Origin of the sequence: Peribacillus sp. FSL K6-1552 (assembly GCF_038005205.1) — a bacterium.
GTDB classification, from domain to species: Bacteria; Bacillota; Bacilli; order Bacillales; family DSM-1321; genus Peribacillus; species Peribacillus butanolivorans.
Map to the genome: position 1 here is coordinate 3,198,025 of NZ_JBBOST010000001.1, position 17,814 is coordinate 3,215,838.

Annotated in this window: 17 protein-coding genes; 5 read left to right on the top strand and 12 right to left on the bottom strand. The window is 35.6% G+C overall.

The genetic code is table 11. From position 1 onward, the window contains the following. Positions 1-390: 390 nt before the first annotated feature. Positions 391-1,374, top strand: coding sequence for a glycosyltransferase family 2 protein (locus NST21_RS15385; protein ID WP_340890036.1), 984 nt, complete (start codon positions 391-393; stop codon positions 1,372-1,374). Positions 1,375-1,937: 563 nt separating this feature from the next. Here the strand turns inward: NST21_RS15385 and NST21_RS15390 are convergent. From NST21_RS15390 to NST21_RS15400, 3 genes are all read right to left on the bottom strand, one after another. Continuing rightward, positions 1,938-2,126: a transposase gene (locus tag NST21_RS15390; RefSeq protein ID WP_340890038.1), complete on the bottom strand. Its 189-nt coding sequence runs from the start codon at positions 2,124-2,126 to the stop codon at positions 1,938-1,940. A gap of 71 nt (positions 2,127-2,197) precedes the next feature. Continuing rightward, positions 2,198-2,917, bottom strand: coding sequence for an IS110 family transposase (locus NST21_RS15395; RefSeq protein ID WP_340890040.1), 720 nt, complete (start codon positions 2,915-2,917; stop codon positions 2,198-2,200). A 544-nt stretch (positions 2,918-3,461) separates the two neighbouring features. After that, entirely contained in the window at positions 3,462-4,622 is a 1,161-nt protein-coding gene (locus NST21_RS15400) for a CapA family protein (protein ID WP_340890042.1), read from the bottom strand. 520 nt (positions 4,623-5,142) lie between these two features. Between NST21_RS15400 and NST21_RS15405 the strand changes: the two genes are divergently transcribed. Both NST21_RS15405 and NST21_RS15410 read left to right on the top strand, forming a co-directional pair. Next, a complete protein-coding gene (locus NST21_RS15405; protein WP_340890043.1) occupies positions 5,143-5,307 on the top strand; it encodes a hypothetical protein in 165 nt (54 codons plus the stop codon). Between the two features lie 140 nt (positions 5,308-5,447). Continuing rightward, positions 5,448-5,786: a hypothetical protein gene (locus tag NST21_RS15410; protein ID WP_340890044.1), complete on the top strand. Its 339-nt coding sequence runs from the start codon at positions 5,448-5,450 to the stop codon at positions 5,784-5,786. Positions 5,787-6,115: 329 nt separating this feature from the next. Here NST21_RS15410 and NST21_RS15415 read toward each other — a convergent pair whose 3' ends face one another. The 5 genes from NST21_RS15415 to sigH all read right to left on the bottom strand — a co-directional run bounded on the left by NST21_RS15415 (position 6,116) and on the right by sigH (position 9,860). Then, positions 6,116-6,535 (bottom strand): DUF4181 domain-containing protein, encoded by a 420-nt coding sequence (locus NST21_RS15415; RefSeq protein ID WP_056529816.1) that lies wholly within the window; start codon positions 6,533-6,535, stop codon positions 6,116-6,118. Between the two features lie 185 nt (positions 6,536-6,720). After that, positions 6,721-7,176, bottom strand: a complete 456-nt coding sequence (locus tag NST21_RS15420; protein ID WP_056529819.1) for a GNAT family N-acetyltransferase — start codon at positions 7,174-7,176, stop codon at positions 6,721-6,723. Between the two features lie 307 nt (positions 7,177-7,483). Then, entirely contained in the window at positions 7,484-8,044 is a 561-nt protein-coding gene (locus tag NST21_RS15425) for a GNAT family N-acetyltransferase (protein WP_340892572.1), read from the bottom strand. Positions 8,045-8,301: 257 nt separating this feature from the next. Further along, complete coding sequence (locus NST21_RS15430; protein WP_340890047.1) at positions 8,302-8,856, bottom strand: cysteine hydrolase family protein; 555 nt, start codon at positions 8,854-8,856, stop codon at positions 8,302-8,304. Between the two features lie 356 nt (positions 8,857-9,212). Then, entirely contained in the window at positions 9,213-9,860 is a 648-nt protein-coding gene (sigH, locus tag NST21_RS15435; protein ID WP_056529825.1) for an RNA polymerase sporulation sigma factor SigH, read from the bottom strand. 688 nt (positions 9,861-10,548) lie between these two features. On the opposite strand from sigH, the gene NST21_RS15440 reads away from it, so the two are divergent. Next, positions 10,549-10,725, top strand: a complete 177-nt coding sequence (locus tag NST21_RS15440; protein WP_200949504.1) for a homing endonuclease associated repeat-containing protein — start codon at positions 10,549-10,551, stop codon at positions 10,723-10,725. A 975-nt stretch (positions 10,726-11,700) separates the two neighbouring features. Beyond that, positions 11,701-12,819, top strand: coding sequence for an NAD(P)/FAD-dependent oxidoreductase (locus tag NST21_RS15445; protein WP_340892573.1), 1,119 nt, complete (start codon positions 11,701-11,703; stop codon positions 12,817-12,819). Positions 12,820-13,533: 714 nt separating this feature from the next. Here the strand turns inward: NST21_RS15445 and NST21_RS15450 are convergent. From NST21_RS15450 to NST21_RS15465, 4 genes are all read right to left on the bottom strand, one after another. Continuing rightward, the gene (locus tag NST21_RS15450; protein ID WP_340890049.1) at positions 13,534-14,493 is read right to left on the bottom strand and encodes a D-2-hydroxyacid dehydrogenase; all 960 of its coding nucleotides are present in this window, start codon (positions 14,491-14,493) and stop codon (positions 13,534-13,536) included. Positions 14,494-14,590: 97 nt separating this feature from the next. Further along, the gene (locus NST21_RS15455; RefSeq protein WP_340890050.1) at positions 14,591-15,217 is read right to left on the bottom strand and encodes a fumarylacetoacetate hydrolase family protein; all 627 of its coding nucleotides are present in this window, start codon (positions 15,215-15,217) and stop codon (positions 14,591-14,593) included. A 448-nt stretch (positions 15,218-15,665) separates the two neighbouring features. Further along, positions 15,666-15,920 (bottom strand): hypothetical protein, encoded by a 255-nt coding sequence (locus NST21_RS15460; protein ID WP_340890051.1) that lies wholly within the window; start codon positions 15,918-15,920, stop codon positions 15,666-15,668. Between the two features lie 363 nt (positions 15,921-16,283). Beyond that, positions 16,284-17,777, bottom strand: a complete 1,494-nt coding sequence (locus NST21_RS15465) for an aldehyde dehydrogenase family protein (RefSeq protein WP_340890053.1) — start codon at positions 17,775-17,777, stop codon at positions 16,284-16,286. Positions 17,778-17,814 lie beyond the last annotated feature (37 nt).

The following is a 17,814-nucleotide window of genomic DNA, read 5'->3' on the forward strand; positions in this document are numbered from 1 at the left end:
ATGTTTGGGAAGACTATTTTGCTCTATAACTAACAGGTGGTTTACTTCAATAAGGGAGGTTGCTGCGACAACCTTATTCTTACGGAACTAAAGGGACAGGTAAGGTTAAGCGTAACGTGTGTAAATGAGACTTATTTATTATTCTTAATTATAAATGAACTCCATCATTATTCAAGAAGCTTTGCTACATCAGTAACCACATTAATACAAAGAAGATTCAACACATCAATTTCTAGCGAATTAAATATGATTAATATTCCTCGTAACAATTATTAATTGTTAAATTCATATAAATCATCTATTAACTAGACTTATAATGGTATAATTAACCAAAAAATGACGATAAATATTTCTGATGTGCAGTTTATAGTCTTTTAAGGAGAAGTGGTTATGCGTAAGGTTACAGTTGGGATACCTTGTTTCAATGAAAGTAAAAACATTTTAAAATGCCTAGATAGTATAACATCTCAATCAGATATATTTCAGAGTATCGAAGTACTAATAGTAGATGACGGGTCAACGGATGATACAGTAAAAATTATTGAGAATTATAAAAAACAGTACAATATAAATGGAAATATGAGGATATTAACTCAAAAAAATACTGGCGGCCCATCAACCGCTAGAAATAGAATTATCGATGAAGCCGAAGGGGAATATATCTTCTTTGTTGATGGAGACGATTATCTTGCTGAAAATTCCATTTCAAATATGTATACATTAGGTAAAGAAAATGATTCAGATGTTATTATCGGAAAATACGAGGGCGTCAATCGTAGAGTTCCTGTATATGTATTTAAAAGTACGCAAATAAACACGAATTTTTTTGATTCGCTAGTAAAAGACACGATGTCAGTATTGAAAATGTTTAAAACTGAATATCTCCGTTCTTTGAATATTCGTTTTAGAAAAGATATTAGATTGGCAGAAGATCACCCCATTGCTATGAGTGCTTATTTACACACTAAAAAAATTAGTATATATGCAGATTCTCCTTGTTATTATTGGGTGAGACATATTAATTCTGAGAATAAAACTCATTTAACTGGCGGCGTCATCCCAGTAGATGAATTTTATAAGTATTTATTTGAAACATTTGAAGTAATAAAAAATGCCCGAATCACTGAAAAAGAAAGAACAGAAGCTTATAGAATATATTGGGACAGATTACTTACACTTGATATAGTTAATGAGTTTAAACGTAATAGAACTGAAATGGAAAGAAATCATTCATTTGCGATTCTACTACGTTTGTTTAATAAGTATGAAGGATCCTTAATAACACCGTTATTAACAGGTTATAAACGTTATACTGCAATGCTACTTTGCAATAAGGATTATCTTTTATTTACTGAGTATTTGAAAATAAAATAATGTTAGTTAATTTTTATAGAGGCCATTATTAGTAAATAGAAATTCACTCGAATATTTTCAATTGCTGGCTTTCTGATACAAAGTATAACAAACTAATCGACGTCATTCTTAAGTTTATAAAAATAAGCGATGTATAGAAAAACTTCTAATATCAAGTGTTATATGCATATCTATATTGTTCTTACTTCAATAAGGGGTTACTGTGGCAAACCTAATACTAAACCAGCTAATAGGATGTCAATATCTTTCTCTAAAATTTTCATTTCCCTTATAATATACTATTTTTGGCCATGCCAAATAACCCTCCAAAATCCTTTTGGAAGGATTTTTCTCTGTTACACAATACCGTTAATCAGGCTAAATCTAGGAACGTTTCTTTTCTCTTTAATAAAGCGTAAATCCAGTGAAGCAACTTATTAATACAGACAACGATTGACACTTTGGCAGGTTTTCCTTCTGATTTTTTCTTATCATAGAATTCTTTAAGCTTTTTGTTCCTTGAACTTCTTATGCCGCATAGGACAGATACAGAGAATGACGTAGTCTGCTCGAACCTCTTTTAGTCATACGATTAATGGTTGCCGTAATGAGTGAACACTTGGATCTACTCCAGCGAAGGCAACCAGTTTTTTCGGATGATTAAACCGATCGATTTCACCAATTTCAGAGATAATCGTAGCTGCGATTTTTTCTCCTATACCGGGAATCGATTGAATTATCTTATATTCTTCCATTTCATTTGCCAGGGCCACTATACGATCTTCCAAATCAGAAAGGTGTCACTGGTAATGTAAAAGCAACTCAATATACATACGCAGATTAATTATGTGACTTTGATACATGCTTGTTCGAAAGGATTTCGTGATACGGAATCCATTATTTTTTTGGCTTTTCCCCATGCCCATTGACCAGATCGGCTAGGGCAGAACTCCATTACTCTCTCTGCTAGTTTACTTTCCCCGGCTGTTAATACGGCCTCTGAAGTGGGATATTTCTTTACTATCAATAAAGAAACCCTTGAATATAGATCGCCAAAAACCTTTCGGTATTCAAGAAACACTTGATCTAAAATAGTGTGAAACTGAGGTTTAGCTTCCACATACATATTCGTTACGATTTCCTGTTGTCTTGACAAATTCCGAAGGTCTAAAAGCTGAATCCCTCTAATTTTATGAGGTTCAAAATCCTCCTTGTAATACAGCACACACAACTGATACGCATCGATTGCGTCTGTTTTTACCTTTCGTAAACTAGACTTCTTTGCCTGATAAGAAATAATCGGATTTAGTAAGATATATAGAATCTCTTGTTCCTCCAAGTATTTTGAATAACGGGAGAATGGTAATGTCCTGTAGCTTCTAAAATGATCATAGGCATTTTCCCTGTCACCTCTTCGATCTCTTCTAAAAAATCCTAAAAAATGATCTAATTCCTCTTTGATATGCTTCATTGAAAAGCTCTTCCCATACGGTTTAGATTGATCTAAAAATGCCTGAACTTGGCTCTCTCCCTTTGCCACATCCAGACCAACAATTAGATTCATTATTTTTTCCTCCTCTACTTATTTACCAGTACCACTAGTCCCCCTGCAGTGTCATAGCTTCGCTTGTTATACGAGATCTACGTTCTACAAGTAGAGGCGGAAAGTTTAGTTCACGGGATCATGTCCCAAGCACCCGTACGTCCTACCATGGCTACTGATAAAATAGATTCTATTAAAAAAAGGTCAACCAGTAATTTTACTGGTCGACCGTATTATACGAACGCACCTGTTAGTTGAACAAGGGGTTAATATCTTGTTTTTTCTTTTTTCTTAATAATACGGACTATTTTATCTAAATTCCACCACTCTTCAACTTTAGATATAAGAGAAATAACCTCATATGACAGTTTTTCGTATATGTTTTGCGGAATAGGTACTTTGTCAATGAGTCGTGTTCGTCTGTTGGTTCAAGCCGTTTAGCTGGAACATGGCGAATAGTGTTTACCTTATTAGAAGGAATATGCGGTCCACCGGCTACATAGCCGGTGGCTTTTTCATTATGTAAAACAATTAGTTTTTTCCAAATCCAAAGACTGTACCTTCATTAAAAATCAAATGACAGTTCAGGCATGAATTGATTCATATGTTTTTGGATTTCGTTATATTTGTCGGACTGATCACTCAAGGCTTTCATTGGAATGATCTCATATGGCCGGTTGACCCAGGTTGGCAGGAATTTGGGATTTTGCAGTTCGATTTTCACATCATCCCCGGTTTGGATTTTTTTTACGCCAATTTGCATAATACCGCCGATGTCTTTGTAATCTCCCTGCTGGCCGGATAAGAAATTCCCAAGCGAATAAGCAACAAATGCCCGTTCGCCGTTTGGTTTTGTAAGCCATGAAACAGGCTGCAAAACGTGTGGGTGGTGGCCAATAATAATATCAGCACCTGCATTCGCTGTCGTTTGAGCAAGCAGCTTTTGTTCATCATTAGGCAACCGTTCATACTCTTTGCCGAAATGCAGACTGACCACAACGACATCTGAAACTTTCTCTGCTTCTTTAACTTCCGCCTGGATTCTCGTGGTATCAATTAAATTCACAAGATGCGGTTTCCCCGCAGGAACAGGAATCCCGTTCGTTCCATACGTATAGCTGAGAAACGAAAAGGTTATATCGTTTCTTTTTAATATCCGAATGATTCGCTGGTCTTCAGACGATCGATAAGCTCCTGTATAAGGCATCCCAATACTGTTCCAGTGGTTAAGCGCATTCAAAATGGCCTTTTCTCCTCGGTCAAGTGTATGGTTATTGGCGATTGTCACGAGATCAACCCCGTTTGCCTTTAGAGCATCTCCCACCTCTACTGGTGAATTAAAGGAAGGATATGAGGAAAGCCCTATTTCTTTCCCGCCAATCATCGTTTCCTGATTAGCCACCGTAATATCCGTTTTTCCCAGATAGGGCTTCACAAATCGGAACATCGGATTAAAGTCATACGAGCCGTTTGACTTGCGGGCGGGTATATACACCCTATCGTGAATTAAAATATCTCCCACAGCGCCTATGGTTGCTGCCGTTACTTTTTGTTTCGGAACAGGTGTATGAGCGTGAGATGAAGCGTTTTCGGCTTTAAGTTTCTTTTTATTTTCAGCCTTTGTTTCCGAGACTTTTGGTTCCTCTTGAAATTGACCTTTTACAAATGGTGCAAGGATCCATAACAAACACATAAATGTAGCTAGAAACACTAGTATTCTTTTCATGGCAAATGCTACCTCCCTACTATTATAGTAGAGTGTTTTTAGGAAATAACAACAAAAATATCTATTTGATATTTAAAATGAGCACTTCATTCGTTTGAAACAGAGTACGAAATAGGAAAAAAAGTTAGACATATCATGTGTTGCTATGTCAGATGTGCTTGCTATCTCTGATATGCCTACTGTATCTGAAAACACTTGTTAGTCACTTTAGGTGGTAATTTGCGTATATTTTAAGTACTATTTTGCACGCTAGATACATTCAAAAGCTCTAGTACGTTTGTTTGAAACTAAGCCGAGACTAATTAATTAGTCTCGGCTTTTGATATTTACGATAGAATAGAAATAACAATATTTGCCTATAAGTTTCAGTGGATGAATCTTTAAAACTAGGCAGAAAATTTTAAAACGAAGTGAGCAGGGAGGCAAATAGGTGAAGAAATGGATCATAATTTTAGTGGTGATTATAGCGTTAGGAACGTATTTCGCTTGGCCTAAAACGCATTAAAAAAAGCCAGTTGTCATGTCGGTTCAATTTGACGAAGCTGCTAAAACTCTAGCAGTCTCCTATATAGTTGAGCAAGATGATAGTACGTATGTAATGGAAATTGCACACGATACAAAAGGTTTTTATCCGCCTGTTCGAACGGTTATGGGGATGGGGAAACGGATTATACACAAGTACTAGCAAAGCAAAATGGCTATGAGCTACGAGAAGATATTGTTGAACTGACAGAAGATCAACTCGAGTATTTTCTATCTCTAGATGGACGTTCAGTACCCGTTGACATTTCGTTTGAAGCCTATTCACCAATTGAGACAATACTCGTGCTTTTATTGAAAGATGAGGGTGTTGAGGTAACAAAGCAAGATGAAGCACTTCTCTATACATATACAGCACCCGAAGATATAACGATTGATTCGATTGGCCACTATGACAACGTGGCGACGATTTCCTTTGAAGAAGCTGTGTTCCCCTTAGCTCTTAAAAGAGGACAATCTGTCGATGTCCTCATTCACGAGCCGTATAAACTTAGCTCACACGATGAGCTGCTCTTTGAAATCACTACGACAAAGGATCAGTCGTTTACAAAGCATTTCCGTTTGACGCAGTCCATTCCAAAAGGATACTTAAAGCACATCGTGAACGAAGCGAATGTGGAATAGACTTAATAGAAGTGAGCTAACTTGTCACTGTTCAACGAATGGCTAATTTTAAAATGGGCAGCAATCATATGTGACCACTTCGGATAATAAGATTTTGGCGATCCTTGTAGCTTTGAAATAAAGATTGATCAAAAGGACCTCTTGAACCCCCAATTAGCGTAAATATGAAGTATCCATTTTGAAAAAAGATTGTTCAAAATGGATTCTTTTCTTGTGAGTTGGTATACAGTTTTTATAAAATAATTTGATTATTTTTAGTGATTCTTTATGAACTAACGCACCTGTTAGTTTAAGTACAATCCTTCACAATATCTTATCAGTTCAGCTAACTACTCCAACCCAATAATTGAAGAAAATGTATTATACATAATAACTACACTTAACATTAGAAAAATAAGTGTAGTAACATATTGTTTGGAGTTCTTCAGATACTTCCACTCCAGAATAGACTGAAAACCCAATAATAAAATTAAATGAAGGATCCAATACCACTTCATAACATTTGTGTCCTTTGTAATAACAAACGGAAGAGTGCATAAAAAGATAACTAAAATAATGCCTCTTCCCCATCGGTCAACTTTTTTACCAGAAGTTTCCGAAATCTTTTTATTTTCTACACCAAGTAATTTATTTATTATTTTTTCTAATAAGAACCCCAAAATTATAAGAACAATAATTAAAACCAAAAATCTCACCACAAATCCCCCATTTATATCTAATCTATCTTTATTATGCCATAATATTTCCATTTATCTTATTGAATTAACCTGCCCCGATAGTTGCATAAAGAAAAAACTGCCTTAAAGACAACCCCAATTTTCAGCTAACGCACCCGTTAGTTGAAGTGCAATCATTCACAAACTAGTCTTTATAGATAAGAAGAGGACCAGAAAATGGCCCTCTTTGTCTATCTTATAATTCTATCGGTGGTTTATCACTCGTTTATATATTTAATAACTGCCATTTCTTTACCGAACCTATCGCCATTATCAATAAATCCTAAACTTGAGTATAAGTTATGTGCTCCCAAATTTTCCGGATGATAACCTACAACAATTTTTTTCACATTTGGTAATTTAGCCATCTCTGTAATCATTAATTTAGTTGCCTCTTTACCAATACCCTTGCATTGGAATTCCTTATCAACCATTATCCTATATACCCAATAACCATCAAGTTCCTCTGGAATAGAATTGTACATTAAAAAGCCAGCTACTTTTTCTTCAAAATATATAGCATATGGTTTTAATGTATGTTCAAACTTTGACTGAGCTATTGATATTGCATTTGGCTCAATATATTCTTTTTGTTCTGTTGATACCTCTAATTCACAACAGTCGTACCAGTTTTCTGCATTTAATTCTACAATTTTCACATTCTCTGTATACATAATTTTCCCCTTTCAAAATTCGGGGAAACGCTAAAAAACTTTGTTAATTAGTCGTAATCCCCTTAAAATTAATAACGATAACATTTCTTTTGTTTGTCATAATGAACGCCTCCCTTAACAAATACTGTCTAAAAATATCATTAATTAATTTTCAGACTATTCAATTATATCATATTTCTCTACTAATTACTTTATATATTAGATTTCCTTTTTCTTTATGCAACTAACCTGCCCTGATAGTTGCATAAAGAAAAAGCTGCCTTAAAGATAGCTCCGATCTCAGCTAAAGCACCTGTTAGTTGAATAATTAAATAAACTCTTTAAACACATTTCTTTTAATATCGTTCCATTCTGTATGAATAATGCTAAAGTATACATCATCTCTGCTTACTCCAGATGTATCCAAATAATTTGCTCTAAAAACTCCTTCTTTTGTTGCTCCTAACTTTTTAATTGCCTTTTGTGAACGAATATTTCTAATATCAGCACTAAATTGTACTCTTCTAAAATCCATAATTTCAAATGCATATTTTAATAGTTCAAATTTACAGGCTTTATTTAATCCAGTTCCTCTATATGGCTTACCGTACCAAGTCCATCCAATTTCCAATCGCTTATTATTAAATTGAATATGTCCAAACCTTGTTGAACCAGCAATTTCATTGGTTCTTTTATCAATCACTAAAAAAGGATATGAATAGCCCAACATTCTTTGATTAACGGTTTCATCTATGTACTTGCTGAGTTCTGCGTCTTTCTTACACTCTATTGTAGAGTAAACCTCTTCATCATAAATGATATTTTTTAACTGCTCTTTGTATTTTTCTTCAAATGGAATTAACTTAACAAGATGATTTTCTAAAATTATTTGGCTTTAATAAAATTCATTCACCACGTTTAACATTTCCCCTTAACTTTACATTTTGATTATTCCAAATTATAGCACATGCGACTTTATTCTTAATAAACCTATCCTGCCCCGTTATTGCCATAAGAAAAAGGCTGCCTCAGCAATCTTCCTTATTGAAGTAAAGCACCTGTTAATTCTATAAGAAAAGCGATTCTTATTAAAGAATCGCGCCCAATTGCTGAAGAACCCTAAATGAAAGGTTACTAGTATATCCCTTATTTGGGGTTTACTTTATTTTTTATCCAGTCAAGATCTAATGATTTTTCCAAAGTTATTGTTGCATTTGGACTCCAAAAATTCTTTAACGTTACATGGGTATGTTCGATAATGCGGGGGGCTGATAGGTGATCTGCATCACTCGTGGTATGAGCATCTGTGATGAGGGTGACGTTATAATCTAAATCAAAGGCTCCTCGACATGTAGAATCAACACAGAATTCCGTCTGTGCACCACAAATGTAGATGTGCGTTGCGTCTAGCTTGTCGAGTGTTTGTTTTAAAGGTGTGTGAGTAAATGAATTTGGTACGGTTTTATAGATGGTAACCTCTTGATGGAGGGGCTTCTCAAGTCGTGGGTGAAACTGCCATCCAGGTTCGCCCTTACTCATCGGACCTTCTGGATATTCGTGTTGAATATATATAATCGGTATCTGTTGCTCTCTTGCACAACGAATTAATCGGTTGATTTTGTCAATTATCTTATCGCGTTTATACCCGTGTTCAACAACGGCCGTTTGCACATCAATGACAACTAATACTTTCTTTTCCAACCGTAAACACCTCCTTATTTCACTTATTTTTATAGTAACAAAACTCTTATTCGTTAAATATTAAGAAGTGATTTTATTCTTAGTTTATTTAGCTATACTGCCTAAATATACCATAAATGACCTTAACATAAAGAAAGAGCACAATTCTTGCTACAGAATTGCGCCCATTGCGGGAATAAGTAAAGCACAATTTCTTTGTTTGTCTATTTAACATAAAATTTCTTATGGGCAATGAAAAAGCCACAGAAACTGCCTTGGCCCTCCAAGCAACTTCTGGGGTTGCAAATAACGACGTTTTTAATTTTCACAAAAACAAATGGAACTATATATCAATTTGGGAAATTTAAACGAAGTTATCAGATAGCCATCCTTATCCCCAGATGCCGTTCAAGTTTTCTTTTTACTCGTTGGAGAGCATTATCAATCGACTTTACATGCGTGTTTAGTTCTTCAGAAATTTCCACATATGATTGTCCATCCATATATAAGGCCAACACTCTTCTTTCCAAATCACTAAGCAATTCTGATATTTTTAGTTCTATATCATCAGCTTTTTCTTGGTTAATGATTAATGCTTCGGGATTCGTTATTTTTTCTCCGGATATCATATCCATAAGTGTATAGTTAGATTCTTCATCATAAAGAGGCTTGTCAAGAGAAACATACGAATTTAGAGGTGCATGCTTTTGACGAGTAGCCGTTTTGATTGCGGTTATAATCTGTCTAGTGATACAAAGTTCAGCAAAAGCTTTAAAAGAAGTCATCCTGTCCTCTCTAAAGTCACGAATAGCTTTATATAGACCAATCATTCCCTCTTGAACAAGATCTTCTTTATCTGCGCCAATTAAAAAGTATGGGGTTGTCTTCGCACGAACAAAATTCTGATATTTATTAATTAAAAAAGCCAATGACTCGCTATCTCCACTATGAACCATCTTTACCAAAACTTTATCTTCTAATTTAGCATAATTTTCAATCTGCTGTACTCCGATGTTTCCCCTCACTCATATCCCTCCGCCAAACTTAGTTGAGTTCTGATGTTTAATAAGCTGATAGATTGTCTTTTCCTTAAGGCAACTAAACCAATATAGAAATAATGTATTCATTATGAAACTAGCGCTTGTTTAATCAACTTTAATATCTCTTGATCATTTCTCTATCATATTAAAAGTATAAAGGACAACAAATGAAAACGCTGTCGAAATATGAAAAAATTAAAAATGCAATTGATCTAAGATAAAGATTGATTAAACATTTTTGTTAAGATTCTTTTCTTATGTTAAAGGACGGCTTTAGTTTCATAACACATAGTGTATTGATAAATGATCAAACACTTTTATAAACCAACATCATTTCTAGTTGGGGTAGGGCTTGTATATTCTTTTAGAGTGTGCTTTCTTACCTTCAAGCAAAATATCGATTGAATCCATTTCATCCTTGCTAGTACTAGCATCAGTTTTTGCTTTTGCTTTTTGTTTCAATCGTACGAGTTAAGCAATTTCACTTTTACTTTTATTTATGGGGCAATACAGTTAGCAGTAATGCCATATTGCCCAAGTTCAAGAGCAATCGATTTTGTAAATCCAATGACGCCTTCGTTTCGAACTGGGCAGTTCAGATGGAAAAAATGTATTATTTTTCTTGAATAGGAAAATATATATATATAACTAAATCTCGAGAAGGAGGATACAAATGGAAGTAAGTATGAGTGTTGAAGAAGTCGTGAATCAAATTTCTGAATTAGTAGAAAAAGAAGGGAAGCCACCTCGGAAGAAAGAGGTAAAGAAGTCAGATCCAGAGTTAATGAAAAATGCATTGTATTATTTTCCTAGTTGGGATAATGCAGTAGAACATAGCATTGGAACTTAACCATAAACGATACATAAACATTTTTTTCCAAATTGGGGTATAATTCTTTCGCTTTTGTATTACAAATGTGTTGGATCCAACCACAGAAGCTACCTGAGTTGAAAAGGGAGTTTTTGTGGTTTTTTATATTTGTTCATAAGATAATTAAAGCTCTTTTTTTGATCTGACAAATATCGGTAGCCGCATTAACGTTCATTATTTCCCGATTCCCTGCCCATTTAAAAAGCACTTGTTATCATGACAGGCTAAATCTCTTTGGAAACGCAAACCATGTTTGGGGTAATACTATAATTTGAAACATCTAAATGGTTTACTGCAATTGCCTCTGTTACCAGCTTTAAAAGTTGGGCAGGGGTATCTTTGTTTTTGCGTTAGTACTGCCCTAGTACCCCAAGTGATAATGATTTGAATGGGAGTAGATTGCTTTTTACACTCGATAAACACCGTTCATAAAAGTGTACTTTTACGGAAAGTAGCAATAATGCTATACCGCCCTTTTCGGAAATTTTATACGCTAAGAGAATTCCAACAAAGTAGCCGTTTCGGCTGCTCTCTTTTGTCTTTTATTCTTTTGATCTTTCAATCTTGATTTTCCTGTTTTCGGCTCGTTCGGTATGTGGCGTTAGCCGTAAATGGAACAAGAACCTACGGAATGTAGGCGTAAGCCGTACAGTCCGTGGTTATCGGTCCGAAGCGACACGTACGGAATGACAGAAAGATGCTTTTTTTATCAAGACCAAAATTGTAAAAAGTTATAAAAAATAAAGGGTGATACATATTAGACATGTTTAATATGTATCACCCTTTAACTTCTTGTTCGACTAAAGCGCCCGATTATTGAATATTAAAAAATCTCAAGAGCTACAACAAATAAGTCATAAAACGCCTTAAATATATTTAAACGTGTAGAAATAAAACATAAATAGGCATGGTTTAGAAAAAACTAAAGAAAAAAGTGGAAGTGAAGTGAATGCGATGCGTATTGTTGTTATTGGTAGTGGATTTGGAGGGTTAAATGCTGCTGTTGAGATTAGAAAAAAATTAAAACATTCTCAACATGAGATCACCGTTATTTCTGATAAGGAAGAATTTATTTTTCGTCCATCCCTAATTTGGCTTCCATTTCACAAACATAGTATTAAAAAACTCTCCTTTCCACTTCGTCCAACATTTGAAAAGATAGGTGTTAGGTTCATTGAACAAAGTGTCAAATCACTTATGCCAAAACAAAATTATGTGATATGTAATGATGATGTAATCATTGAGTACGATTATTTAATACTTGCATCAGGCGCTTCTCCTGACTGGGCAAGAATAAAAGGATTAGAAGGAAAAAGTGCATCTATCTATGATGTATCATCTGCTCTTAAAACAAGAAAAAATCTTGAAGAAATGGAAGAAGGTGAACCAATTGTTATAGGAGTTGCGCAGGAGAATCCGAACCAAGGTATTGCTTATGAGTTTTTATTTGAGTTGGATGCATATCTCAATGAGCGTCGTATCAAATGCCCCATGACGTTTTTTACATATGAAAAAGAGCTATTTGACGGAAATGGAAAAGAGCCGACAGAGAAGCTTGAAGTATTAATGGCGGAAAAACAGATACCGTACTACTGTAATGTTTCTATTGAACAGGTTGATGATGGAAAGGTCTATTTGAATAACGGAGAACGACTTCCATATTCATTTTTACTCGTTTTGCCTCCTTATAAAGGAAAGGAATGTATTCTATCATCGAAAGATTTTGTGCATGAAAATGGCATCCTACCTGTTCATGAAACTCTCCAATCCGTTCAATGGGAAAATATTTATGTTGTTGGTGATGCAAATAATATCAAAGGAACAAAAACAGGGCGTGCTGCTGAGCTCCAGGGCGTACTTGCTGTTGAAAATATTGTCAAACAAATGCATCATGAACCACTTCGATCATTCCAACACGAAACACTTTATTTTATGGAGCTTGGAAAAGAAGGTGCTATGTTTATTATGAATAAACCGTTTAAACAAGGAACATTAACATGCACAACGAGTGGCATGATGCCACATATGCTGAAGCGAGCGTTTGAAAGTTATTACTTACTTAAATTCAGCTAACTTTATTATTATCTTTCTGTCAATCGTATCTGATTTTTATACATCGTTAATAAATCAATGTTACAGGACACTCTGGTACTCCTGATGGCTGTATAAAAAGTGGGGTTTTATCCAACCTCTTATTCCATTAAATGGCCCTTTTAATGGAATAATATGACTAATACTTTTAAACAACATATTAATGATGTGTAGCAACTTTATTTACTGGTTTAAACATCTTTATTGCCATTTAACAACAGGAATTTAATGTATTTTTCATGTTGTAGCTACTGTCAAAAAGCATACTTAATGACACGTTGGAAAACAGGTAATATTCCGTGTGTCATTAAGTATGTTTTTTCATTTTGAAACATTTCATATTATTAATATACTTTTTGACATAAATTAATAGTTTTTGGAGGGAGTGGCTATTTTTGCATCCAGATCCCCTTAACGTTGTAAATCCGCGTTTTGCTGATGGTACCCCCATAGGAAAAAGAGCTGCCGAAGCAACTCCCTTAATGAAGTAAAGGACTTAACTAAAATGTGTCCATGAAACTATACTAACTCCATTATTTCTATGGTAGTGAATTCAAAGCAAGTGAAGTTTTTAACTTTGTCCTAGGAGTCTTTCTCAACGGTTGTTTAACAAAAGGAATATCTGAAGAGATAAAAGACGACATGAATAAACCGTTTTGAATGAATTGATTCAAAGCGGTTTATTCATGCTTCTAGTTAATATCCGCGTTTCCGATCTACCAATCCATGTAACGGCTGTTCACTTAAAAATCGCTTTAAATTTCCAATAAAAAAACTGCTTACGCCTTCAATAGTACTCGGTCCTGACAGATGAGAAGTGACATATACATTCGGCATTGTCCAGAAGACATGGTCTTTAGGTAACGGTTCTGTCTCAAAAACATCAAGGATAGCTGTCTGAAGATGTCCTGATTGCATAACAGATATTAAATTCTCTTCATCAATTAATAATCCACGGCCAACATTGATAAGACAAGCTTTTGGTTTCATTGCTAAAAGGAGGTCCCTAGTCATAATATGATGTGTGGAATCCGTTAAAGGAAGGGTTAGGACCAAATAATCTAGATCTTTTACAAATTCACTCAATTGATCTGGAGTAAAGTGACAGTCCACTAATGATGCTTGTTTTCCGCTAAAGCTTAATCCATGTACATTCATATCAAACACTCGAGCTTTACGTACAATTTCGGCACCAATCGATCCGAGGCCGGCTACCCCGATTGTTTTCCCCTTCAGAGTTTCAGAAATGAAAGGATCCCATCTCCGTTCCATTTGTGATTGTCTCATACGAGGATGGTCTTTCACTATGTACAAGAGAAACGAAAATACATATTCAGAAATATAAGTACCAAATTGGTTTACAATTCGGGTTAGTATAATGCTCTCAGGTATAGATTTGTCTTCAATTAAATCATTGACTCCGGCTCCCATTGACTGAAACCAGCGGACAGATGAGGCAATTGGTTTACTTAGTAGATGCGTGGGGAAGTTCCATCCCAAAATAACTTCAGTACCAGGTAAATATTTTTCAACTTCATCCAAAGTTGTAGCTGTCTTTATTGACATAAACCCATCATTGCGAATACTTTCAGCATAAGTCTCAACATCTGTTTGCATAGGGCTAAAGACAAGAATATTAGGTTGGATTATACTCATTAAATCGCTCCTTTTTAAATACAAATACGCCACAAAGCGAGATCTAGAATCTCATATTATGATAAATTTAATTAGTTAAAAATATAAGAAAACTGAATTAAGCTAATTTAATAAAACATTCACCGAGAACTTTATTATCCCATACCAATGATAAATGATCTCCGTCTAAAACTGGTCCAACTCCTTCAGGTGTTCCCGTAAAGATTATGTCACCTTCACCCAATCCAAAGTGTAGGGCCGTGAAATCCACGATTGTCTGCAAATCAAAAATCATATTTTTAATATTTCCTTGCTGAACCTTCTCCCCATTTTTAATTAGCATGAAATCTACTTTTTTTATTTCTTCTATTCCTGGAAAAACAACGAATTCACTCACAATAGCCGAATTAGGGAAACCTTTTGCAAGTAACCATGGATGCCCTTTTTTCTTAAGTTCACTTTGAACTTCCCGTAAAGTAAAATCGATCCCAATCCCCATACTTTCTATCACTTCATCTACCTTCATGCCTACTTCATGTTGTCTTCCAATCTTTATGACAAGTTCAGTTTCAAAATGGACAGAACCACGATTGCCAGGCAGGTAAATCTCTTGACCATTTGCTTCCATGTAGGCATGGGTAGGCTTAGAAAATAGAAATGGGGAAGTAGGTACCTCATTATTTAATTCCTTTGCATGTGCTACGTAGTTTCGACCAACGCAATAAATATTTCTAATCTCATTCATGTTCTTTTCCCCTTTCTATAAATGTAGTGTTATAGCTTTTAATTCTAAAATATTACTCTTTATCTAAGTTTCTCGTTAGAAAATAAGAGATAGTGTATGCCGATGTCTTTATTGTAACACACAAAAAAATCTAATAATTATGTGTATTAAAGACTACGAATAAGCGAATAGAAGACATGCATCGTTAAAGTCTTGAGCTCTGGCTACATGTTTGAATTTTGCGATATCGACACCGATAATAAGTGTTTCAGAAGTAATTTTAAAGTTTTTTTATTTTGGTTATACTTCATGTTTGACCTCCTGGTTTGATGTATTTATCCGTTTCGCTGGCGAGCTTTGGGACACTTCCATCATATCAAGAGGTCTTTTTGTGCTCAAATCTCATTTTCATTCATTACAGGAATACTGCCCCTTTAATTGAAGAAATAAATTGTTTAGATTTCTTTTATCAATCGCCTATCAAAAAAAGGAATACCGCAGCTATAAAAAGAATAGGGAACATAATGATTAATACTCCTATCGCTGCAAATCCACTCCCCTCACTTATTCCATAGAGAGTACTGACTATCCACGAAAATAAAGGGGCTATTACGAACATTATAGTTATCCCCCAAATGCTGTACTTCGATTTTTTTGGTTTCTTGATACTTAGAAAAATAGCTATTATTATTCCAATTACTAAAATAATTACTGCGTATGTCATCTCTCATCCTCCTCCCTTAACGTGAATTACCACGAAATCCCAATAAATTGTCGAACTATCCTGCCCCGATAGTTATCTAAAGAAGAAGCTGCCTTAAAGACAGCTCTGATCTTCAGGCCCGTTTGTGGAATAAGAAATATTATCTTCTTAATAAGCTTATGTATGATTTTAAACTGGATCTAAAATACATATAGTTGCCCTCAGTTATTAATAAGATTAAGAAATATTAAGAACATCTTTATCTTTTTTTTTGAGGGCTTAAAAAGGTTTCTCGACAATTCGAAAAAAACCTAATCCGTATTTGGATTAGGTTTTTTGATTTGATTAAATAAAGTTGATTGCTACTTCTCAAATTATATATACTTAATTTGGGAACCAGCCGACCGGTTTTACATCGAGATTAATGTTGATTTGTTTAATTTCCTGGTATTCATCCAAGCCGTATTTTCCTAAACTGCGTCCAATCCCGCTCTGTTTGTAACCGCCCCATGGCGCCTCGACATATGTTGAATGATAATCATTTACCCATGTGATGCCTGCCCGTACTTTCTTGATCACGCGCAATCCTTTTGCCCCATCGTTAGTGAAGACGCCGCCTGCAAGGCCGTAGTCTGTATCATTTGCAAGTTTAATAGCTTCTTCTTCATCTTTAAACTTTTGGATGACAACGACTGGACCGAAGATTTCCTCTTGTACGATGCGCATGTCAGGTGTTACATCGGTGAAGACAGTCGGTGCAATGAAGAATCCTTTGTCAAGGCCCTCATCAACAAGACGGTAACCGCCTGCTGCAAGTGTCGCACCTTCCTGTTTCCCGATTTCAATATAGTTCAAAATGCTATTCATTTGCGCTTCGCTGACAATTGCCCCCATGTTGCTGTCTTCTGCAAGGCCAGGTCCAACTTTGATTTTATTTGCGCGTTCCACATAGCGTTTTACATATTCATCATAAATATTTTCTTCAACTAGAATTCGGCTACCTGATGAACATACTTGACCGGCACCGAAGAAGATGCCAAATAATCCGTAATCGACGGCTGTCTCTAAATCTGCATCTGCAAAAACGATGTTAGGCGATTTACCGCCAAGCTCAAGGGAAATTTTCTTTAAGTTGCCCGCGGCCGCTTTCATGATAGAGCGGCCAACATCCGTACTTCCTGTAAATGAAACAATGTCAACATCCTTGCTTTCTGCAATGGTCTGACCGACAACAGTACCCCGGCCCATCACCATATTAGCCACACCTTTAGGGATACCTACTTCCTCTAGGATTTCAAATAATTTCATTGCTGTTACAGGTGTCAATTCAGCCGGTTTATATACAATTGTGTTACCTGCCGCAAGGGCCGGTGCGATTTTCCAGACACTCATTAGAAGAGGGAAGTTCCAAGGTACAATCAAACCAGCTACACCTACTGGCTCGCGAACAACCATCGCTTGCACGGGAGCGGGAACTTGGTAAGTTTCACCTTCTGGATGAAGGATTAAGCCAGCGTAGTAACGGAAACACGCGGCGGCATCGGCAATATCGAAGCCCGCCTCTGCTTTAAGTTTCCCGTTGTCCATTGTTTCAAGAATTGTTAACTCTTCCGCACGTTCATCAATTTTATCCGCAATTTTATAAAGGTAGGAAGAACGCTCCTGTGCTGTTAGACCTGACCAGATTCCACTTTCAAAAGCTGTTTTCGCTACTGAGATTGCATTTTCTGTATCTTCCTTGGTCGCACGCGGAGCCCTTGCAATGACTTCCTGTGTTGCAGGATTAATTACCGGGATTACTTCATATGAAGATGAGGTCTGCCACTTACCGTCGATGTAATTTTTAAGCTCTAAAACTGCCGTTTCTAAAATTGTCATGTTTTATGCCTCCGGTTTTCATTTTTTTTTTAATTTT